This window comes from Streptomyces sp. NPDC090798, assembly GCF_044768965.1.
Classification (GTDB): Bacteria; Actinomycetota; Actinomycetes; order Streptomycetales; family Streptomycetaceae; genus Streptomyces.
In genome coordinates, this window is the sequence record NZ_JBIVXA010000005.1 from 313,067 (window position 1) to 328,760 (window position 15,694).

16 protein-coding genes and 1 pseudogene are annotated in these 15,694 nt (G+C 71.8%); 14 read left to right on the forward strand and 3 right to left on the reverse strand.

Features of this window, described 5'->3' with window-relative positions; all coding sequences use genetic code 11:
- Positions 1-220: 220 nt before the first annotated feature.
- The gene (locus ACIQTP_RS13960; protein ID WP_403399558.1) at positions 221-913 is read right to left on the reverse strand and encodes a LuxR C-terminal-related transcriptional regulator; all 693 of its coding nucleotides are present in this window, start codon (positions 911-913) and stop codon (positions 221-223) included.
- Between the two features lie 150 nt (positions 914-1,063).
- Between ACIQTP_RS13960 and ACIQTP_RS13965 the strand changes: the two genes are divergently transcribed.
- The 14 genes from ACIQTP_RS13965 to ACIQTP_RS14030 all read left to right on the forward strand — a co-directional run bounded on the left by ACIQTP_RS13965 (position 1,064) and on the right by ACIQTP_RS14030 (position 12,625).
- Positions 1,064-2,197: a sensor histidine kinase gene (locus tag ACIQTP_RS13965; RefSeq protein WP_403399560.1), complete on the forward strand. Its 1,134-nt coding sequence runs from the start codon at positions 1,064-1,066 to the stop codon at positions 2,195-2,197.
- Between the two features lie 147 nt (positions 2,198-2,344).
- Positions 2,345-3,292 (forward strand): ATP-binding cassette domain-containing protein, encoded by a 948-nt coding sequence (locus tag ACIQTP_RS13970; protein ID WP_403399562.1) that lies wholly within the window; start codon positions 2,345-2,347, stop codon positions 3,290-3,292.
- Positions 3,285-4,037, forward strand: coding sequence for an ABC transporter permease (locus ACIQTP_RS13975; RefSeq protein WP_402038174.1), 753 nt, complete (start codon positions 3,285-3,287; stop codon positions 4,035-4,037). The genes ACIQTP_RS13970 and ACIQTP_RS13975 overlap by 8 nt, the downstream gene beginning before the upstream one ends.
- A 115-nt stretch (positions 4,038-4,152) precedes the next feature.
- Positions 4,153-4,281 (forward strand): aborycin family tricyclic lasso peptide, encoded by a 129-nt coding sequence (locus ACIQTP_RS13980; RefSeq protein WP_103079660.1) that lies wholly within the window; start codon positions 4,153-4,155, stop codon positions 4,279-4,281.
- Positions 4,282-4,354: 73 nt separating this feature from the next.
- Entirely contained in the window at positions 4,355-6,196 is a 1,842-nt protein-coding gene (locus ACIQTP_RS13985; protein WP_403399564.1) for a lasso peptide isopeptide bond-forming cyclase, read from the forward strand.
- The gene (locus tag ACIQTP_RS13990) at positions 6,193-6,456 is read left to right on the forward strand and encodes a lasso peptide biosynthesis PqqD family chaperone (RefSeq protein ID WP_402038170.1); all 264 of its coding nucleotides are present in this window, start codon (positions 6,193-6,195) and stop codon (positions 6,454-6,456) included. Before ACIQTP_RS13985 ends, ACIQTP_RS13990 begins: the two co-directional genes overlap by 4 nt.
- On the forward strand, positions 6,453-6,923 hold the full coding sequence (locus ACIQTP_RS13995) for a lasso peptide biosynthesis B2 protein (RefSeq protein ID WP_403399567.1): 471 nt from the start codon (positions 6,453-6,455) through the stop codon (positions 6,921-6,923). Before ACIQTP_RS13990 ends, ACIQTP_RS13995 begins: the two co-directional genes overlap by 4 nt.
- Positions 6,920-7,885: an ATP-binding cassette domain-containing protein gene (locus ACIQTP_RS14000; RefSeq protein ID WP_403399569.1), complete on the forward strand. Its 966-nt coding sequence runs from the start codon at positions 6,920-6,922 to the stop codon at positions 7,883-7,885. The genes ACIQTP_RS13995 and ACIQTP_RS14000 overlap by 4 nt, the downstream gene beginning before the upstream one ends.
- Positions 7,882-8,751, forward strand: a complete 870-nt coding sequence (locus ACIQTP_RS14005; protein ID WP_403399571.1) for an ABC transporter permease — start codon at positions 7,882-7,884, stop codon at positions 8,749-8,751. Before ACIQTP_RS14000 ends, ACIQTP_RS14005 begins: the two co-directional genes overlap by 4 nt.
- Positions 8,748-9,308, forward strand: coding sequence for a MauE/DoxX family redox-associated membrane protein (locus ACIQTP_RS14010; protein WP_403399573.1), 561 nt, complete (start codon positions 8,748-8,750; stop codon positions 9,306-9,308). Before ACIQTP_RS14005 ends, ACIQTP_RS14010 begins: the two co-directional genes overlap by 4 nt.
- A 5-nt stretch (positions 9,309-9,313) precedes the next feature.
- Positions 9,314-10,045 carry a DsbA family protein gene (locus tag ACIQTP_RS14015; protein WP_403399575.1) on the forward strand — a complete coding sequence of 244 codons (732 nt, stop codon included), beginning with the start codon at positions 9,314-9,316 and terminating at the stop codon, positions 10,043-10,045.
- Positions 10,042-11,364, forward strand: a complete 1,323-nt coding sequence (gene mslH, locus ACIQTP_RS14020; RefSeq protein ID WP_403399577.1) for a lasso peptide C-terminal Trp epimerase — start codon at positions 10,042-10,044, stop codon at positions 11,362-11,364. The genes ACIQTP_RS14015 and mslH overlap by 4 nt, the downstream gene beginning before the upstream one ends.
- Positions 11,365-11,453: 89 nt before the next feature.
- On the forward strand, positions 11,454-12,128 hold the full coding sequence (locus tag ACIQTP_RS14025; RefSeq protein WP_402038153.1) for a response regulator: 675 nt from the start codon (positions 11,454-11,456) through the stop codon (positions 12,126-12,128).
- A 182-nt stretch (positions 12,129-12,310) separates the two neighbouring features.
- The gene (locus tag ACIQTP_RS14030) at positions 12,311-12,625 is read left to right on the forward strand and encodes a CPCC family cysteine-rich protein (RefSeq protein WP_403399838.1); all 315 of its coding nucleotides are present in this window, start codon (positions 12,311-12,313) and stop codon (positions 12,623-12,625) included.
- 9 nt (positions 12,626-12,634) lie between these two features.
- On the opposite strand, the pseudogene ACIQTP_RS14035 reads toward ACIQTP_RS14030, so the two are convergent.
- Together ACIQTP_RS14035 and ACIQTP_RS14040 are read right to left on the reverse strand one after the other, a co-directional pair.
- Positions 12,635-12,867 (reverse strand): annotated as a pseudogene (locus ACIQTP_RS14035) (MFS transporter); the annotation flags it as partial.
- Positions 12,821-15,688, reverse strand: a complete 2,868-nt coding sequence (locus tag ACIQTP_RS14040; RefSeq protein WP_403399579.1) for a glycoside hydrolase family 2 TIM barrel-domain containing protein — start codon at positions 15,686-15,688, stop codon at positions 12,821-12,823. The gene ACIQTP_RS14040 and the pseudogene ACIQTP_RS14035, both read right to left, overlap by 47 nt.
- Positions 15,689-15,694 lie beyond the last annotated feature (6 nt).

A 15,694-nucleotide genomic window follows, 5' to 3' on the forward strand; every position in this document is an offset into this window, starting at 1 on the left:
CTCCGACCAGGACAACTCCGCACCAACAGAACGCACCCGTGGCGCAATTGCGCATTCGCTGTGCAGATTCAGTCACGTATGCATCCGCGCGCCCTTCGGCGCCGGTGCGCGAGGAGGGCGAAGCCAAGGATCGGCGAACCGGCGTCGGGCCGAAGGTGTCGGCAAACCGGATGGCCGGGGACGTCGATGCCGGCCGTCCTGACCGGGGTCACGCTGCTTGTCAGGCGTGTTGGGGCAGGACGGTGTCGGACTGGTCGCCGAAACCGGCGTCGCGTGCGCGCAGTACGGCGGCGGCCCGGTCGTGCACCTCCAGTTTGGTGAAGATGCGGGAGACGTAGTTGCGTACGGTCTTCTCCGCGAGAAAGAGGCGCCGGGCGATCTGGCGGTTGTTCATACCGTCCGCGAGCAGTTCCAGTATCTCTGTCTCCCTGCTGGTCAGCTGGGAGAACTCGGGCGGCTCGGGAAGCCTTTGCATGGTGGCGAAGAACCTGCTGAAGCGAGCCGCGATCGTCGGGCTGAACGCGGCACCGCCGCGTGCCACGATGTGCAGGGACTGGAACAGTTCCTCCGGGGAGGCGATCCGCGCGAGATACCCGTTCACGCCGAGGCGGAGGGCGGAGACGATCACGTCGTCGTAGTCGTTCTGCGACACCACGACGATCTGTGGCCGTGACTTCTCCTGGCGGTACAGGGAGACGATCCACGCGACGTTTCTGCAGATGGCGCGTTTTGACGGCGGCTCACCGATGATCACCACATCCGGGCGGAGCGGATTGTTCTCCAGACATCGAAGGCCGTGGGACTCGTCCGTCGCCGTGCCGATGAGGTTGACGCTGTCGTCCTGTTCGACGATCGCCTCAAGTCCGGCCAGGGACACCGGGTCCTCACTGAGAATGAACAGGTTGATCCGCATAGCTTTGCACCCCCGTGGTAAGCGTTGAACGCCTGCAAAGACGGTGCCAGCCTAAGCAGACGAAACGGACGGACCGCACCGACTTAGGCGGTCATGGTCCTGTTCCGGCCGCGTTGGACGTCCGCCTGATCAGACACCTAGGTTGGGGACATGGGAGATGTCTCGCGCCGACGCCTGATCCTCCTCGACGGGGCGGCGGCCCTCGGGTTCGCCCTGCTTCCGCAACTGACGCTGGTACGGCCCGACAGCGGCGGCGCGCCCGGTGGGCTCGCCGTACCGCTGCTCTCGCTCGCCACCGCGCTGCCGCTCGCCGTACGGCGGCTGTGGCCCGTCCCGGTGTTCGCGATCGTCCTCACCGCGTCCTGCGTGGCGCTGGCCGCAGGTCTCGGCCCCGCCGTCTTCCTCTCCGCGGCCTACGCCCTGTACCTGGTCGCGACGACGCGGCGACGGCAGCTGGGGCGGTCGGCCGTGATCGTCGGCGGGGCGAGCACGGCGGGCGCGGCCCTGCTGACGGTGACGGGCGGGCAGCACTACACAGGCGGCACGCGGGCGGTGCAACTGCTGTTCGGGCTCTTGGTGCTGGGGGCGACGTGGGCCGCGGGCACGGCCGTACGGGAGCGACGCGAGAGCCTGCGGCGGACCATCGTGCAGGCGGCCGAGCAGGCCAAGGTCGAAGAACGCATGAGGATCGCCCGGGACATCCACGACGTCGTCACCCACAGCGTGGGCCTGATCGCGATCAAGGCCGGGGTCGCCAACCACGTCATCGCCACCCACCCCGAGGAGGCCGGAGAAGCCCTCACCGTCATCGAGGACATCAGCCGCAGGGCGCTGCGCGACATGCGGGCCACCCTCAAGGTGCTGCGCCGAGAACACGTCGACCAGCAGCAGGACCTCCAGCCGGTCCCCGGACTGTCGGACCTGCCTTCCCTGGTCCACACGGCCGAGGCGGCGGGCGTCAGCGTCGACCTGCGCCGCGATTGCGCGGAGGAACCACCCGACGGGGTCGCGCTGACCGCGTTCCGAATCGTCCAGGAGGCGCTGACCAACGTCGTCAAACACGCTGCCCCGACCCGCTGCCTGGTCAGCGTCACCGCACAGGACGGCGTGCTGACGATCGGCGTCACCGACGACGGCCCCGGACCCGGGCACCGGCCGACCGTGCCCGGCGGCGGGATGGGGCTCGTCGGGATGAGGGAACGGGCCGTCGCGCACGGCGGGACCCTCACCGCGGGCCCCCGCCCCCGCGCGGGCTTCCGCATCCTCGCGACACTGCCGTACTAGGTCCCACGCCGACTGCCATACGTCCCGCCCACCGCATATGGCTGAAACGGTCTCATACTCCGGTATGGGTCCGGTCCGCGAAACCGGCCCGCACCGTCCCGACCCCGGTCCGATGTGTGGTGCCGCCGCCGCGGCCAGACTCGTCCCGTGATTGATGTCCAGAACCTGACCAAGCGGTACGGGCCGACCACCGTCGTGGACGGCCTGACCTTCACGGTGCGGCCCGGAGCCGTCACCGGCTTCCTCGGCCCCAACGGCGCCGGGAAGTCGACCACCCTGCGGATGCTGCTGGGCCTGACCCGCCCCGACACCGGAACCGCGCGGATCGACGGGCACGCCTACGGCGACCTGGCCTACCCCCTCCGCCACATCGGCGCCCTGCTGGAGACCTCGGCCCCGCACCGCGGCCTGACCGCGCGCGACCATCTGCGCTGGCTCGCCCAGAGCAACCGGATCGCCCGCGGCCGGGTCGCCGAGGTCCTGGAGGCGGTCGGGCTCGCGGACGCGGCCCGGCGCCGGACCGGCACCTTCTCCCTCGGCATGGGCCAGCGGCTGGGCCTGGCCGCCGCGCTCCTCGGCGACCCGCCCGTGCTGGTGCTCGACGAACCGGTCAACGGCCTGGACACCGAGGGCATCCGCTGGCTGCGCGACCTGCTGCGCTCGATGGCCGCCGAGGGCCGTACCGTCCTCATCTCCAGCCATCTGATGACCGAGATGGCCCTGGTCGCCGATCACCTGGTCGTCATCAGCCGGGGCCGGCTCCTCGCGGACACCGGAATGTCGGACTTCATCGAGCGCCACGGACGGTCGTACGTCCGCGTCCGCACCCCCGAGCCCGACAGGCTCGGCAGGGAGCTGGAAGGTGGCGGCGCCACCGTGACCCGTATCCCCGGCGGCGGCCTGGACGTCGTGGGCATGGCCGCCGCGGACGTCAGCCGGATCGCCGCGGCGGGCGGCTTCCCGCTCGACGAACTCGGCACCCACGCCGGGTCGTTGGAGGAGACCTTCCTCGACGTCATCGGAGGGGAAGGCACCCGTGCGGGAGCCGACGGCGAACGCGCCCTCGGTGAGAAAGGCAGGAACTCGCATGTCTGAGACCCTCGCGGCCGTCCGCGCCGAGACCACCAAGCTGCGCGGCATTCGCGGTACCCAGATCGCGCTGCTGCTGTTCGCCGCGGTCAGCGTTCTCATCGCCGCCCTCGACGGCTGGTCGGCGAAGAACGCGCTGGAGTCCGACAACCCGAGCCTGCGTTCCGACTTCACCCCGGAGCAGGCCGGTCTCGACGGCATCCTCTACGGCCAGTTGGCGCTGATCGTGTTCGGCGTGCTCATCGTCACCAGCGAGTACACGTCCGGCATGATCCGTGTCTCCCTGCTCGCCGTACCCAGGCGCGGGCGGCTCTACCTGGCGAAGGTGAGCGTCACCGCCCTTGCGGCGGTGGCCGTCTCCCTCCCGGTCACCGTCCTCGGCTACCTGGTCACGCAGGCGGCTCTCGGGTCCCACGGTTCCTCGCTCGGCGCGAGCGGTGTCCCGCGCGCCCTGGCCGGGGCGGTCGTCTATCTGACCCTGATGTGCCTGTTCGCGGCCGGTATCGCGGCGATCGCCCGCAACGCCGTCGTACCGCTGGCCGTTCTGCTGCCGATGGTGCTCGCCGGGACGCACATCCTGTCCCTCCTCGGGGCGACCAAGGAGATGGCACGGTACTTCCCCGACCAGGCGGGAAACGAACTGCTCACCGTCCGCTCCCCGCACACGGCCTTCGGCCTCACGGTGCTGCTCGCCTGGACCGTCGCCGCCCTCGGCTGGGGCTGGGTGCGCCAACGCCGGTGGGACAGCTGACAGGACGGGCCTGAGACAACTGCCCCATGCCGGTGGGACATTCCGCCACGTAACTTCCGTTGCAGGTCACAGGCCGAACAAGGTCGGCCTGACCGATCCGAAACGGGAGGACACCATGTCCGCGATCTACGAGCCCCCCATGCTCCAGGAAGTCGGCGACTTCGAGGAGCTCACGAAGTGCCTCGGTGTCGGAAGCTGCAACGACTTCGCCGGCTGTGGCTACGCGATCGTCTGCTTCTGGTGATCACGTCCGGTGCCGGTGCGCTCACGCGCACCGGCACCACCCGGGGCAACGAGGAGACGGGGAACGAGGCGACATGGAATTCGTGGTTCTTCCGGACTGCCCGGCCGGTGCCGCGACGGCCGGCCGGCTGCGGGCGACGCGGCGTATCGACCACGCGTCGGGGCGGCCCTGGATCGTCGGCGACTGGCCCGAGGCCGAGGCCGTCGTCGTAGAGGCGGGCCCACGGCGGCTGGTCGTACTGGGACACACCCGGCTCGACGAGACCGCCACGGCTGCCGCACTCGGCCGGCTGCGCTCGCTGCGCGACGTGGACGCGATCGCGTCCCGGCTGCCGGGAACCGTCCACCTGGCAGTGTCACTGGACGGCAGGACCAGGGTGCAGGGGTCGGCCGTCGGCGTACGACAGATCTTCACGGCCGTCGTCGACGGGGTGACCGTCGCCGCGAGCGGGGTGGATCCCCTGCTGCGGCTGACCGGCGCCGGCCTCGACGAGACCGTGCTCGCCGCCCGCCTGCTCGCGCCGGGCGGACCACCCTGGCCGCTCGCCCAGCGCCCCGTCCGCCGGGGCATCGAGGCGCTCACCACCGGCCACTGGCTGGAACTGGACATGGACGGCCGGGCCCGGCAGACCCGTTGGTGGGAACTCCCGGAGCCGTCCCGCACGCTCGCGGAGGGCGCGGCCGCCGTCCGTTCGGCGCTGGACGACGCGATCACCACCCGGGTCGCCGCGGGCGGCACCCTCAGCGCCGACCTGTCCGGCGGCCTGGACTCCACCTCACTGTGCTTCCTCGCCCACGCGGCAGGGGCCGACCTGGTCACGTACCACGTGATGCCGGTCGACAGCGCCAACGCGGACACGATGTGGGCCCACAGGGCCGCGGAGTGCCTGCCTGCGGCCCGGCACCACACGCTGCCCGCCGACCGCGCCGAGAACCTGTTCGACGTCGGCTACACCGCCGACCTCGTGGGCGCGGCCCCGGAAGGTCCCTCGACCTGGGCCTCCGGACTCGCCCACATCCAGGACCTGGCCAAGCGGGCCACGGCGGAGGGCGCCACGCTGCACCTGACCGGCTTCGGCGGTGACGAGCTGTTCGGCCGGATGCCCGCCTGCGCCTGGTCCCTGGCCCGGGCCACACCGGTCGGCGGGCTGCGGCTGGTCAACCGCTACCGGCTGGCCAATCGCTGGCCGTGGCGGGCGACCGTACGCTCGCTGCTGGACCGGTCGACGTTCACGCAGAACCTCGGTCGGGTCGCCGCCCGCATCGACGCCCCGCCCCCACCCGTCGACGAGCCCGACTTCGGCTGGGTGTTCGCGCCCCGCATGCCGGCCTGGGCAACCCCCGACGCCGTGGCCGCGGTCCGCGCCCTGCTCACCGACGCCGCCACCGAGGGACCCGGGCCCCTGGACGCCGACCGGGCCCGGCACCAGGCGCTCGCCTCACTCGTCTTCGAGGGAACCACCGTCCGCCAGGTCAACGCCGTCCTCGCGGGCACCGGCATCACCTGGGACGCGCCCTTCCTCGACGACCGGGTGGTGGAGGCGGCCCTGGCCACCCGGATCGACCAGCGCCTGCTCGGCGGGCGGTTCAAGCCGCTGCTCACCACGGCCGCACGGGGTCTCGTCCCCGCGGACATCCTGTGCCGCCGTGACAAGGGCGAGTTCAGCGCGGAGGCGTTCCGGGGCCTGGCCCGCAACCGGGCCCGGATCCTGGAACTGTGCGAGGACTCCCACCTCGCCCGGCTCGGCCTCATCGACCCGGCGGCCTTCCGGTCCGCGGTACTGAACCCGGGGCCGATGTCCCATCACCTTCAGCCGATCGACACCACGGTGGCGTGCGAGAGCTGGCTGCGGACGCATCCGCGGCCGTACCCTCTGCCACCCGCCCGGACCACGCACACGGGAGAACTCCGATGAAGCTGACCCTCGCCCGCGACGTCACCCTCACCGTCGTCGACTCCGGGGCCGTGCTGCTCGACGGGCGCCGCGGACGCTACTGGCAGTTGAACCACTCGGGCGCGGGCGTCCTGCGCCAACTGCTCGACGGAACGGCGCCCGACGCGGCCGCCGCCGGCCTGTGCGCCGAAGCCCCGGTCAGCGACGACCAGGCGCGGCAGGACGTCCAGGCCCTCATCGACGCGCTCAGCGCGGCACATCTCGTGGAGGTGGCCTCGTGACCACCCCCGCCGTGGCCGAACAGGCCCCGCGGCTGCCCTGGTACCGGCAGCTCGCTCCCCGGTGCGCCGCCGGGGCGGCACGTCTGCTGGTCCGGTTGCCGCCGGCCCGGCTGCACCGCGTGCTGGGCGTGATCAGCAAGGGGTCCCGCCCCGCCGGCTACGCCGAGGTGGCGCGGGCCCGCCGGTCCGTCGTCTCGGTCAGCACCCGCTGCGCGGGCCTCGGTTGCCTCCAGCGTTCCGTGGCCACCGTCCTGCTGTGCCGGGCACGCGGCAGGTGGGCCGACTGGTGCACGGGATTCAGAACCGAACCGTTCGGCGCGCACGCCTGGGTGGAGGCCGACGGGCGGCCGGTGGACGAGCCCGGCGAACTCAGCGTGTTCCGCACGGTCCTGGCGGTCCGTCGCCCGGTCGAACGCGCACAACCCGCCGACGCCGACTCCCGTGCCTCTGAAGGGAGTCGCTCATGACAGCGATCCGGGCCGAGGGCCTCTACGCGTACTACGGCACCGCACCGGCCGTGAACGGGCTCGACCTGGCCGTGCCCACGGGCAGCGTGTACGGCTTTCTCGGACCGAACGGCGCGGGCAAGACCACCACCATCAACATGCTGATCACCCTGCTGCGGCCCACCGCGGGCCGCGCCGAGGTGGCCGGCTTCGACGTCGCCGCCAAGCCCGCCGAGGTCCGCCGCCGTATCGGCATCGTGTTCCAGGAGTCGACCCTCGACCTGGACCTCACCGCCGCCGAGAACCTCCGCTTCCAGGCCGACCTGTGCGGCCTGTCCCGCCGCGCGTCCCGCGAAGCGATCGCCTCGATGCTCGACCTGATGGACCTTTCCGAGCGCCACAGGGTGCCCGTACGGCAGTTCTCCACCGGACTGCGCCGCCGCCTCGAGATCGCCCGAGGCCTGCTCGCCGAGCCCAGCGTGCTGTTCCTCGACGAGCCGACGACCGGACTGGACGCCCAGACCCGCGCCGCCGTCTGGGAGCACCTGGAGCGGCTGCGGCGGGAGCGGGGCATCACGGTCTTCGTCACCACGCACCAACTGGACGAGGCCGAGCACTGCGACCGGATCGCGATCATCGACCGGGGCAAGGTGGTCACGGAGGGCACACCCGCGGACCTCAAGTCCGTCATCGGGGCCGACCTCGTCGTCCTGCGCACCGAGGACGACCGGCGCGCCGCCCACGCCCTCGGCGAACGGTTCGGCCTCCCGGCGGAGCCCACTGCGGACGGTCTGCTGCTCCGGGTCGAGCGCGCGGCAGCCCTGGTGCCCCGCCTGTGCACCGAACTCGGCGTGACCGTACGCGAGGTCGGCATCGCCCCGCCCACGCTCGACGACGTCTTCCTGCACCACACCGGTCTCGCCATCCGGGAGAGCACGACCGGCCCACGCATGCTCGGCAACCTCGGGGAAGGACTGCGATGAGCCGGACCGACACCGCACCCGCCGCACTCGGCGACGCCACCGCCGCACCGCCACCGGCCGACCGGTCCCGCCACCCGGCCCGCCCCGTCCTGCTGCTCTGGCGGCGGGAGATGACCCGGCTGCGGCACAACCCCGTGCGCCTGGCCATGGGCCTGGTGACACCCCTGCTGTTCCTCGTCGTCCTCGGTACCGGCCTCGACGCGGCGTCCTCCAGCCTCGGCAAAGCCCAACTGAACGACTACCGGGCCTACTTGTTCCCCGGCACGCTGGTCATGTCCGTACAGGCCCCGGCGATCGCGGTGGGCATCTCGCTGGTGTGGGACCGCAGGCTGGGGGTGCTGCGGCAGATGCTCGTGGCGCCGTTCCCGCGCGCGTCCATCGTGTTCGGACTGGCTCTCGGCGGCGCCACCACGGGCGCGGTCTACGGCCTCATGGTGCTGTCCGTCGGCGGGATCGCGAGCATCCGCTACACACCGATGCTGCTGGTCGTCCTGCTCGAACTCCTCCTGGTCTCCCTCATGTTCACGGCGCTCGGGCTGCTCGCCGCCGTCACCATCCGGCAGGTCGACACCTTCCAGGTCGTGGTGAACCTGAGCCTGATGCCGCTGATGTTCTTCTCCGGCGCGATGTTCCCGCCCAACGGCCTGCCCGGCTGGCTCGACACCGTCGTCAAGCTCAACCCGCTGACGTACGGCGTCGACGCGGTCCGCCGGACGCTGCCAGGACCGAGCGTGCTCACCTCGGAGCAGACCCGGCTGACGCTCGGCGACTGGCACCCACCCGTGGCCGCCGAACTGGGTGTCCTGGCCGCCCTCACCGCGGTCGCGCTGGGTCTCGCGGGCCACCGGTTCTCCCGTACGTCATGAGCCGGGGAGGACAGGACACGGTGGACGCGGGCACGACGGACGCGGACGCGGCGGATGTCACGACGACAGCGGACACCGGGGCCACGGCCGGGTACGGGGCGGGCGCGGTGCGGCTCGCGGCCCGGCTGCTCCTGGCGGCGGTCCTGGCCTACGCCGGTCTGGTGAAGATCGGGGACCTCACGGAGGCCGGACGGACGGTCGCGCTCTACCGCATCGTGCCCGACGACTCCGCCCAACTCGTGGGTGGCGTACTGCCGTTCGTCGAGGTGGCGCTCGCGCTGCTGCTCGCGGCCGGGCTGGCCACCAGGACGGCGGCGGTGGGCGCGGCCGTCCTGCTGGTCGCGTACGCGGCGGCCATCGCCTCGGTGTGGGCACGGGGAATGTCCATCGACTGCGGCTGTTTCGGCGGTGGAGGCACGCTCAGTGGTGGCGCCGCACGCGGCTACGCGCTCGACATCGCGCGCGACCTGCTGCTGCTCGGCGCGGCCGCCCTCCTGATCCGGAATCCGCGCACCCGATACGCGCTGGACAGCTGGGTCCTGGACCCGAAGGAGTGAGGGGCATGACGGGCACACAGACAACGGACGCCATGGTGCGTGAGATGGTGCACCAACGGCACAGGCGACGGCGCACGTTGGTGGTGTCGCTGGTGGCCGTCCTGGTGGTGGTCGCCGCCGCGCTGGTCGGCGCGGGCCTGGTCCGGGCGAACAACACGGCCCCCGGCGAGGCACCCAGCCGCGTACCGGCCGGGATCGCCGCCGACAAGTCGGGCGTGGCCGCCTCCACCGGCGCCGTACGCGTCGACGTCTACCTCGACTACCTCTGCCCCGAATGCCGTCGTACCGAACGGGCCCTGACCACCGCCCTGGACGGCCTGCGGTCGCACGGTGGGGTGAGCGTCGTCTACCACCCGGTCGCCTTCCTCGACGGCCGCAGCAAGCCCGCGGGCTACTCGACACAGGCGGCCTCGGCGGCGGCCTGCGCGGCCGACGCGGGGAGGTTCGAGCAGTACTCCACGGTCCTGTTCGCGAAGCAGCCCGCCGAACAGGGCCCCGGGCTCAGCGAGGCCCAGTTGATCGCGGCGGGCCGGGACGCCGGCATCACCGGGGCGTCCTTCGCCCGCTGCGTCGAGGACGCCCCGTACCGGCCCTGGGTACGGTACGTCTCCGATATCGCCGCCTCCCGCAAGGTGGCGCTGACCCCGACCGTGATGGTGGAGGGCAACCGCGTCGACGTCACCGGCTCCGACCCGGGCGGCGCGCTGACCCGCGCGGTCACGGCGGCCCGGCGGTGACCCGGCTGACCGTGGCCCTGTCCGGCGACTGCATGGCGACCCGGGGAGCGCTGATCGGCTCCGACCCGGCCGCCGGACGGCTCCACGAACTCCTCCACGGCGCCGACTTCGCCGTCACCAACTTGGAGGTGGTCCCCTACGACGGACGCGGACACCCGGTGCACAACGCGGCCGGCGGCGGCTGTCTGATCGCGGACTCCGGTGTCCTGGACGAGATCACGGCGGCCGGGTTCACCGTGCTGGGCTGCGCCAACAACCACGCCATGGACCTGGGCACGGAGGGCGTGCTCGGCACCGTCGACCTGCTGCGGTCCAGGCGGATCCCGTACGCGGGCATCGGCGCCGACCTCACCACGGCGCGCCGCCCCGTCTACGTCGACCGGTCGGACGGCAGCCTGGCGCTGCTCGCCTGCACCACGACGTTCCTGCCCGGCCAGGAAGCGGCCGATCCGTCGCCGGAACTGCCCGGCCGACCGGGCCTCAATCCGCTGCGCCACTCCGCGACCCTGCGGGTGACGGCCTCTCAGATGGATGTGCTGCGGACGATCGACGCCGAGACGGGCCTGCGCGCCCGCCGGGCCGAGGCCCGCACCCTCCTCAGGTTCGACCCCGCCCTCCTCGGACCCGACCGGCTCACCCTGTTCGGCACCCGCTTCCTGACGGCCGACGAACCGGGCTTCACCACCGAGTGCGATCCGCGCGACCTCGACGAGATCTCCCGCTGGGTCGGCGAGGCCCGGCTCCGCGCGGACCTCGTGGTGGTGAGCGTGCACTCCCACGAGCCCGGCCCGACGCCCGAGACACCGGGCGAGTTCCTGCGCGCCTTCGCCCACCGGGTGATCGACGAGGGCGCGGACGTCGTGGTCGGGCACGGCCCGCACTTCCTGCGCGGTGTCGAGCTGTACCGGGACCGGCCGATCTTCTACAGCCTCGGCAACATCGTCAGCCAGATCGAACTGACCGACCGTGTCTCCGCCGAGGACTACGCCAAGGTCACCACCGACCGGCCGCCCACCCCGGGTCGCTACTACGACCGACTGGGCGGCCACGGCACCCGGTTGTTCGCCCCGCACCGCCGCTACTGGCAGTCGCTCCTGCCGGTCCTCACCTTCGACGACGGCACCCTCGTGACGGCCCGCCTCCATCCGGTCGACCTCGGCTTCGCCCTGCCGGTGCACCGCAGGGGCCGCCCCCGCCTGGCCGGTCGGACCGAGGCCAAGGAGATCCTCACCGAGGTCGCCCGGCTGTCCGAGCCGTACGGTACGACGGTCGGGGCGGCGGCCGACGGCACGGCGGAGCTGCTCCTGAGCGTGGCGTGAAGGGCCCTATGGGGCGGACGAGTTGACGAGAGAGCCTTGCTAAAATGTCATATGTCACCTACGAGCGGACGAGGAACCGGGGAACACGCATGGCCGAGTCGGTCCGGGTACTGATCGCGGACGACCAGGCACTGCTGCGCGGGAGCTTCCGGGTCCTCGTCGACTCCACGCCCGGCATGGAGGTCGTCGGCGAGGCGGGCGACGGCGCCACGGCGGTGCGGCTCGCCCGGGAACTCGCCCCGGACGTCGTCCTGATGGACCTCCGGATGCCGGTTCTCGACGGCATCGCGGCCACCCGGGAGATCTGCTCCGACGAGACGCTGACCGGTGTCCGGGTGCTGGCCCTGACCATGTTCGACATGGACGAGTACGTCTACCCGGCACTCCAGGCGGGCGCCAGCGGCTTCATGCTGAAGGACGCCTCGCCGTCCGACCTGGTCGACGGCATCCGGGTCATCGCCACGGGCGAGGGCGTACTGGCCCCGACGGTCACCCGGCGCGTCATCGCCAACTTCTCCCGGCTCGGCGAGACGCCCCGCCCCGCTCCACGACTCGTCGGTCTCACCAAGCGGGAACACGAAGTCCTCGTCCAGATCGCCAACGGCCTGTCCAACGCGGAGATCTCCGAACGCCTGGTCATCAGCATGCCGACCGTGAAGACCCACGTCGGCAGCCTCCTGGCCAAGCTGCACGCCCGGGACCGCGCACAACTGGTCATCATCGCGTACGAGAGCGGCCTGGCCGAGCGGGGAATGCCGACGTGACCGCGGCCAGATGACGAGTACGGCCGTCTCGGTTCCGCCCGGTGACCAGCCGCCTTTGAACGCAGGCGAACGCCCCTGCGCACACCCCGCCACCCCACCAACACAGTGGGAAAGCGTGCACGCCAGAGTCAAAAGCCCTTGATCGCGCGGTGTCCGCGGATCAGGATGCGGACGTGACCTTCATGATGGTTCGCGGAAGTGCCGAGTGCGGGCCGTACCGCTGTCCCTGCTGCGGCTTCATCACCCTGGCCGAGCGTGGAGTGTTCGAGATCTGCACCGTCTGCCGCTGGGAGGACGACGGCCAGGACGAGCACGACGCCGGCGACGTGCACGGCGGCCCCAATCGCGGGCTCAGCCTGCGCCAAGCTCGCGGGAACTTCCACGTGTTCGGCGCGTGCGACGAGCGCAGCGTCCAGTTCTCACGCACTCCGCTGCCGGAAGAGCACCCGGACGGCGGCACACCCTACGGAATAGGCACCCTCTACTCGGGGGCATGACTCCCGCGTCGCGACACCACCGGTGAAGTGCGGGCTCAGACCGAGGCCTGCCGCCGAGGGAGAGGCGCGCGCAGACCCGGGACCGCCGGGCCGTAGAGCGCCTGCAGCGAGCCGATGAGGACGCATCCGATACACGACGCGACCGCGGCCGGTCGGCTGAAAAGCTGCCGACCGGCCGCGGTCCTCGTGAGGGTGTCAGCCCTGGATCTCCGAGAAGTGGAACGTGAATTCGGCTGGCGCAGGCCGCAGTTGGTACTGCGGGAGCGCGCCCGGACCGCACGACTGCGAGCCGATGCCCTGCTGGCCGTGGTCGAGATTCACCCAGACCGTGTCACCGGCCTTCAGATCGGTCGGATGCTCGGCGGCGTCGAGCTGCTCCGACGTCCAGCGCCGCGCGGTGAACCAGAACTCCGGCTCGCCCTCGACCCGCAGCCCGCCGATCTCCACCCAGCGGACGTCGGCCCGAGCGCCGTTCTCCTGCGGACGGACGTACGGCGTCTGAAGCCCGTCGATCGTCGACTCCCAACGCCCCACCATGGAAGCCGACTTGGTGTCCGGATAGGCCTCGCCGGGACCGCCGCCGAACCACCTGGCCGCGTCCACCGAGCCCGCGAGCCCCAGCCGGATCCCGAGCCGGGGCAGCGGCAGCGTCCAGTCGCCCTCGGGCGCCACGGACACGGTCAGCCGCAGCCGTGTTCCGTCGGACGTCCACCGGTAGACCGTGTGCAGGGCCACCTCGCGGGCGGCGGGCGCCACCCGGGTCCGTACGGTCAGCGCGTCGTCGCCCAACTCCACCGACTCCAGCCGGTGTTGCATACGGTGCAGGCCGAGCTCGCGCCAGAGCGGGCCGTAACGCAGCTCCGGCTGCCAGGCCGCCCCGTTGTCGTTGTCGGTCGGCGCACGCCACACGTCCAGACGCAGCCCCCTGACATCGACCCCGCCGATCGACCGCAGCGCACCCGTACGGGCGTCGAAGGCCGCCGGGCCCAGGGTGATCTGCCCCTCGCCGAGGACCGGACCGTCGCTCCGCGCCACGGCGGTCAAGGGCCGCGCCGAGAGCGGGAACTGCGCCCAGGCCACCAGGTGCCCCTTGGGCCCCCACGCGGTGTCGGCCGCGAGCGTCGCCCGTACCGTCCACCGGGTCTCCCCGCCCCGTGAGTCGGCCGGCGGGTCCGGCAGCTTCACGTCCGCCGATTCGCCCGGGGCGAGCTCCGGCACCGACAGGGCGCCCGCCTCGACCGTCTCCCCGTCGACCTGGTAGGACCACGCGAAGGCCAGCGCGGAGAGATCGGCGAAGTCGTGGCCGTTGGTGACCCGCACGGTCCCGTCCGCCCCGTCGCCGACGATCCGGACGGGCTCGATCACCTTCTTGTACTCGACCAGACCCGGGGACGGGGTCCGGTCCGGGAAGAGCAGCCCGTCGCAGACGAAGTTCCCGTCGTGCAGCTCCTCGCCGAAGTCGCCGCCGTACGCGAACCCGTACCGCTCGTCCTTGATGCCGTGGTCGATCCACTCCCAGATGAAGCCTCCCTGGATCCGGTCGTACGACTCGAACAGGTGCTGGTAGTCCGCGATCCCGCCGGGCCCGTTGCCCATGGCGTGCCCGTACTCGCAGAGGATGAAGGGGAGTCCGCGGCGCCTGTGGGTGCCGCCGTCAAGGCCGCGGCCGATCTTCTCCACCTCGGCGTGGCCGGCGTACATCCGTGAGTAGACGTCCGTGTCACGGCAGTCGATGTCACCCTCGTAGTGGATGAGCCGCGAGCCGTCCCGGCCGCGGATCCACTCGGCCATGGCGGTCAGCCCCCGCCCGGTGCCGGCCTCGTTGCCGAGAGACCAGATGACGACGGAGGGGTGGTTCTTGTCGCGCTCGACCATGCGGGCCGCGCGGTCGAGCAGGGCCGGGGTCCAGCAGTCGTCGTCGACCGGGTTGTCGCGCCAGGCCTGCTCGGTGAAGCCGTGCGTCTCGAGGTCGCACTCGTCGACGACCCACAGGCCGTACTCGTCGCACAGGTCGAGGAAGGCGGGGTGCGGCGGGTAGTGCGAGGTGCGCACCGCGTTGATGTTGTGCCGCTTCATCAGCAGCACGTCCTCGCGCATGGTCTCCAGGTCGAGGGCGCGGCCCCGCTCCGGGTGCCATTCGTGCCGGTTGACGCCCTTGAAGAGGAGGGGCGTGCCGTTGACCTTGATCAGGCCGCCCTCCAGGGCGACCGTGCGGAAGCCGAGGCGCAGCGGGACGCGCTCGCCCTCGGTCGCGAGCACACCGTCGTACAGCTGGGGTGTCTCGGCCGTCCACGGCCGCACCGGGACGGTGACCGACTCGCCGGTCGCGACATCGATGTCGAGGCCGGGCACGGTGACCCGGCCGTCGACGTCGGAGTCGACGCGCAGGGTCCCGAGGCCTTCGACGTGGTCGTAGGAGGCGTGCACGAAGAAGTCGAGTACGCCGCCGGCCGGGCGGTGCAGGAGCGTGACGTCCCGGAAGATGCCCGGCAGCCACCACTGGTCCTGGTCCTCCAGGTACGAGCCCGCCGACCACTGGTGGACACGGACCGCCAGCACATTGCCGCCCGGCTTGAGCAGATGGCCGACCGCGAACTCGTGCGGCAGCCGAGACCCCTTGAACTCGCCGATGTCCGTGCCGTTGAGCCAGACCCGGGCACAGGACTCGACCCCGTCGAAGCGCAGCACCGCCCCGCCGTCCGAGGGCCAGTCGGACGGCAGGTCGAAGGCGTGCAGATGATCGCCGGTCGGGTTCCCGGTCGGCACGCGCGGCGGGTCGACCGGGAACGGGTAGAGATGGTTGGTGTAGATCGGTGAGCCGTGCCCCTGGAGGACCCAGTGGCCCGGGACGGACACCTCGGCCCAGTCCCCGGCGTCGAAACCCTCCGCCGCGAACGAGTCGTCCTCGGCGTCGGCGGTGGGGGACAGACGGAAGCGCCAACTGCCGTTCAGTGACAAGGACCGCGCGTCCGAGGACGCGTACCGGGCGCGTGGCGGGAGCGCCCCGCTGCCCGGCGAGACGTCCTCGATGTAGTCAATGGCGGAAGTCGTGCGGAAAGACATCGGTCT

Coding starts and splice junctions, on each gene's coding strand:
- ACIQTP_RS13975 (WP_402038174.1), top strand. CDS start 3,285: ATGTCTGAGACCCTCGCGGCCGTCCGCGCCGAGACCACCAAGCTGCGC.
- ACIQTP_RS13965 (WP_403399560.1), top strand. CDS start 1,064: ATGGGAGATGTCTCGCGCCGACGCCTGATCCTCCTCGACGGGGCGGCG.
- ACIQTP_RS14005 (WP_403399571.1), top strand. CDS start 7,882: ATGAGCCGGACCGACACCGCACCCGCCGCACTCGGCGACGCCACCGCC.
- ACIQTP_RS14040 (WP_403399579.1), bottom strand. CDS start 15,688: ATGTCTTTCCGCACGACTTCCGCCATTGACTACATCGAGGACGTCTCG.
- ACIQTP_RS14015 (WP_403399575.1), top strand. CDS start 9,314: ATGACGGGCACACAGACAACGGACGCCATGGTGCGTGAGATGGTGCAC.
- ACIQTP_RS13980 (WP_103079660.1), top strand. CDS start 4,153: ATGTCCGCGATCTACGAGCCCCCCATGCTCCAGGAAGTCGGCGACTTC.
- ACIQTP_RS14030 (WP_403399838.1), top strand. CDS start 12,311: ATGATGGTTCGCGGAAGTGCCGAGTGCGGGCCGTACCGCTGTCCCTGC.
- ACIQTP_RS13960 (WP_403399558.1), bottom strand. CDS start 913: ATGCGGATCAACCTGTTCATTCTCAGTGAGGACCCGGTGTCCCTGGCC.
- ACIQTP_RS13985 (WP_403399564.1), top strand. CDS start 4,355: ATGGAATTCGTGGTTCTTCCGGACTGCCCGGCCGGTGCCGCGACGGCC.
- ACIQTP_RS14025 (WP_402038153.1), top strand. CDS start 11,454: ATGGCCGAGTCGGTCCGGGTACTGATCGCGGACGACCAGGCACTGCTG.
- ACIQTP_RS13990 (WP_402038170.1), top strand. CDS start 6,193: ATGAAGCTGACCCTCGCCCGCGACGTCACCCTCACCGTCGTCGACTCC.
- ACIQTP_RS14000 (WP_403399569.1), top strand. CDS start 6,920: ATGACAGCGATCCGGGCCGAGGGCCTCTACGCGTACTACGGCACCGCA.
- ACIQTP_RS14010 (WP_403399573.1), top strand. CDS start 8,748: ATGAGCCGGGGAGGACAGGACACGGTGGACGCGGGCACGACGGACGCG.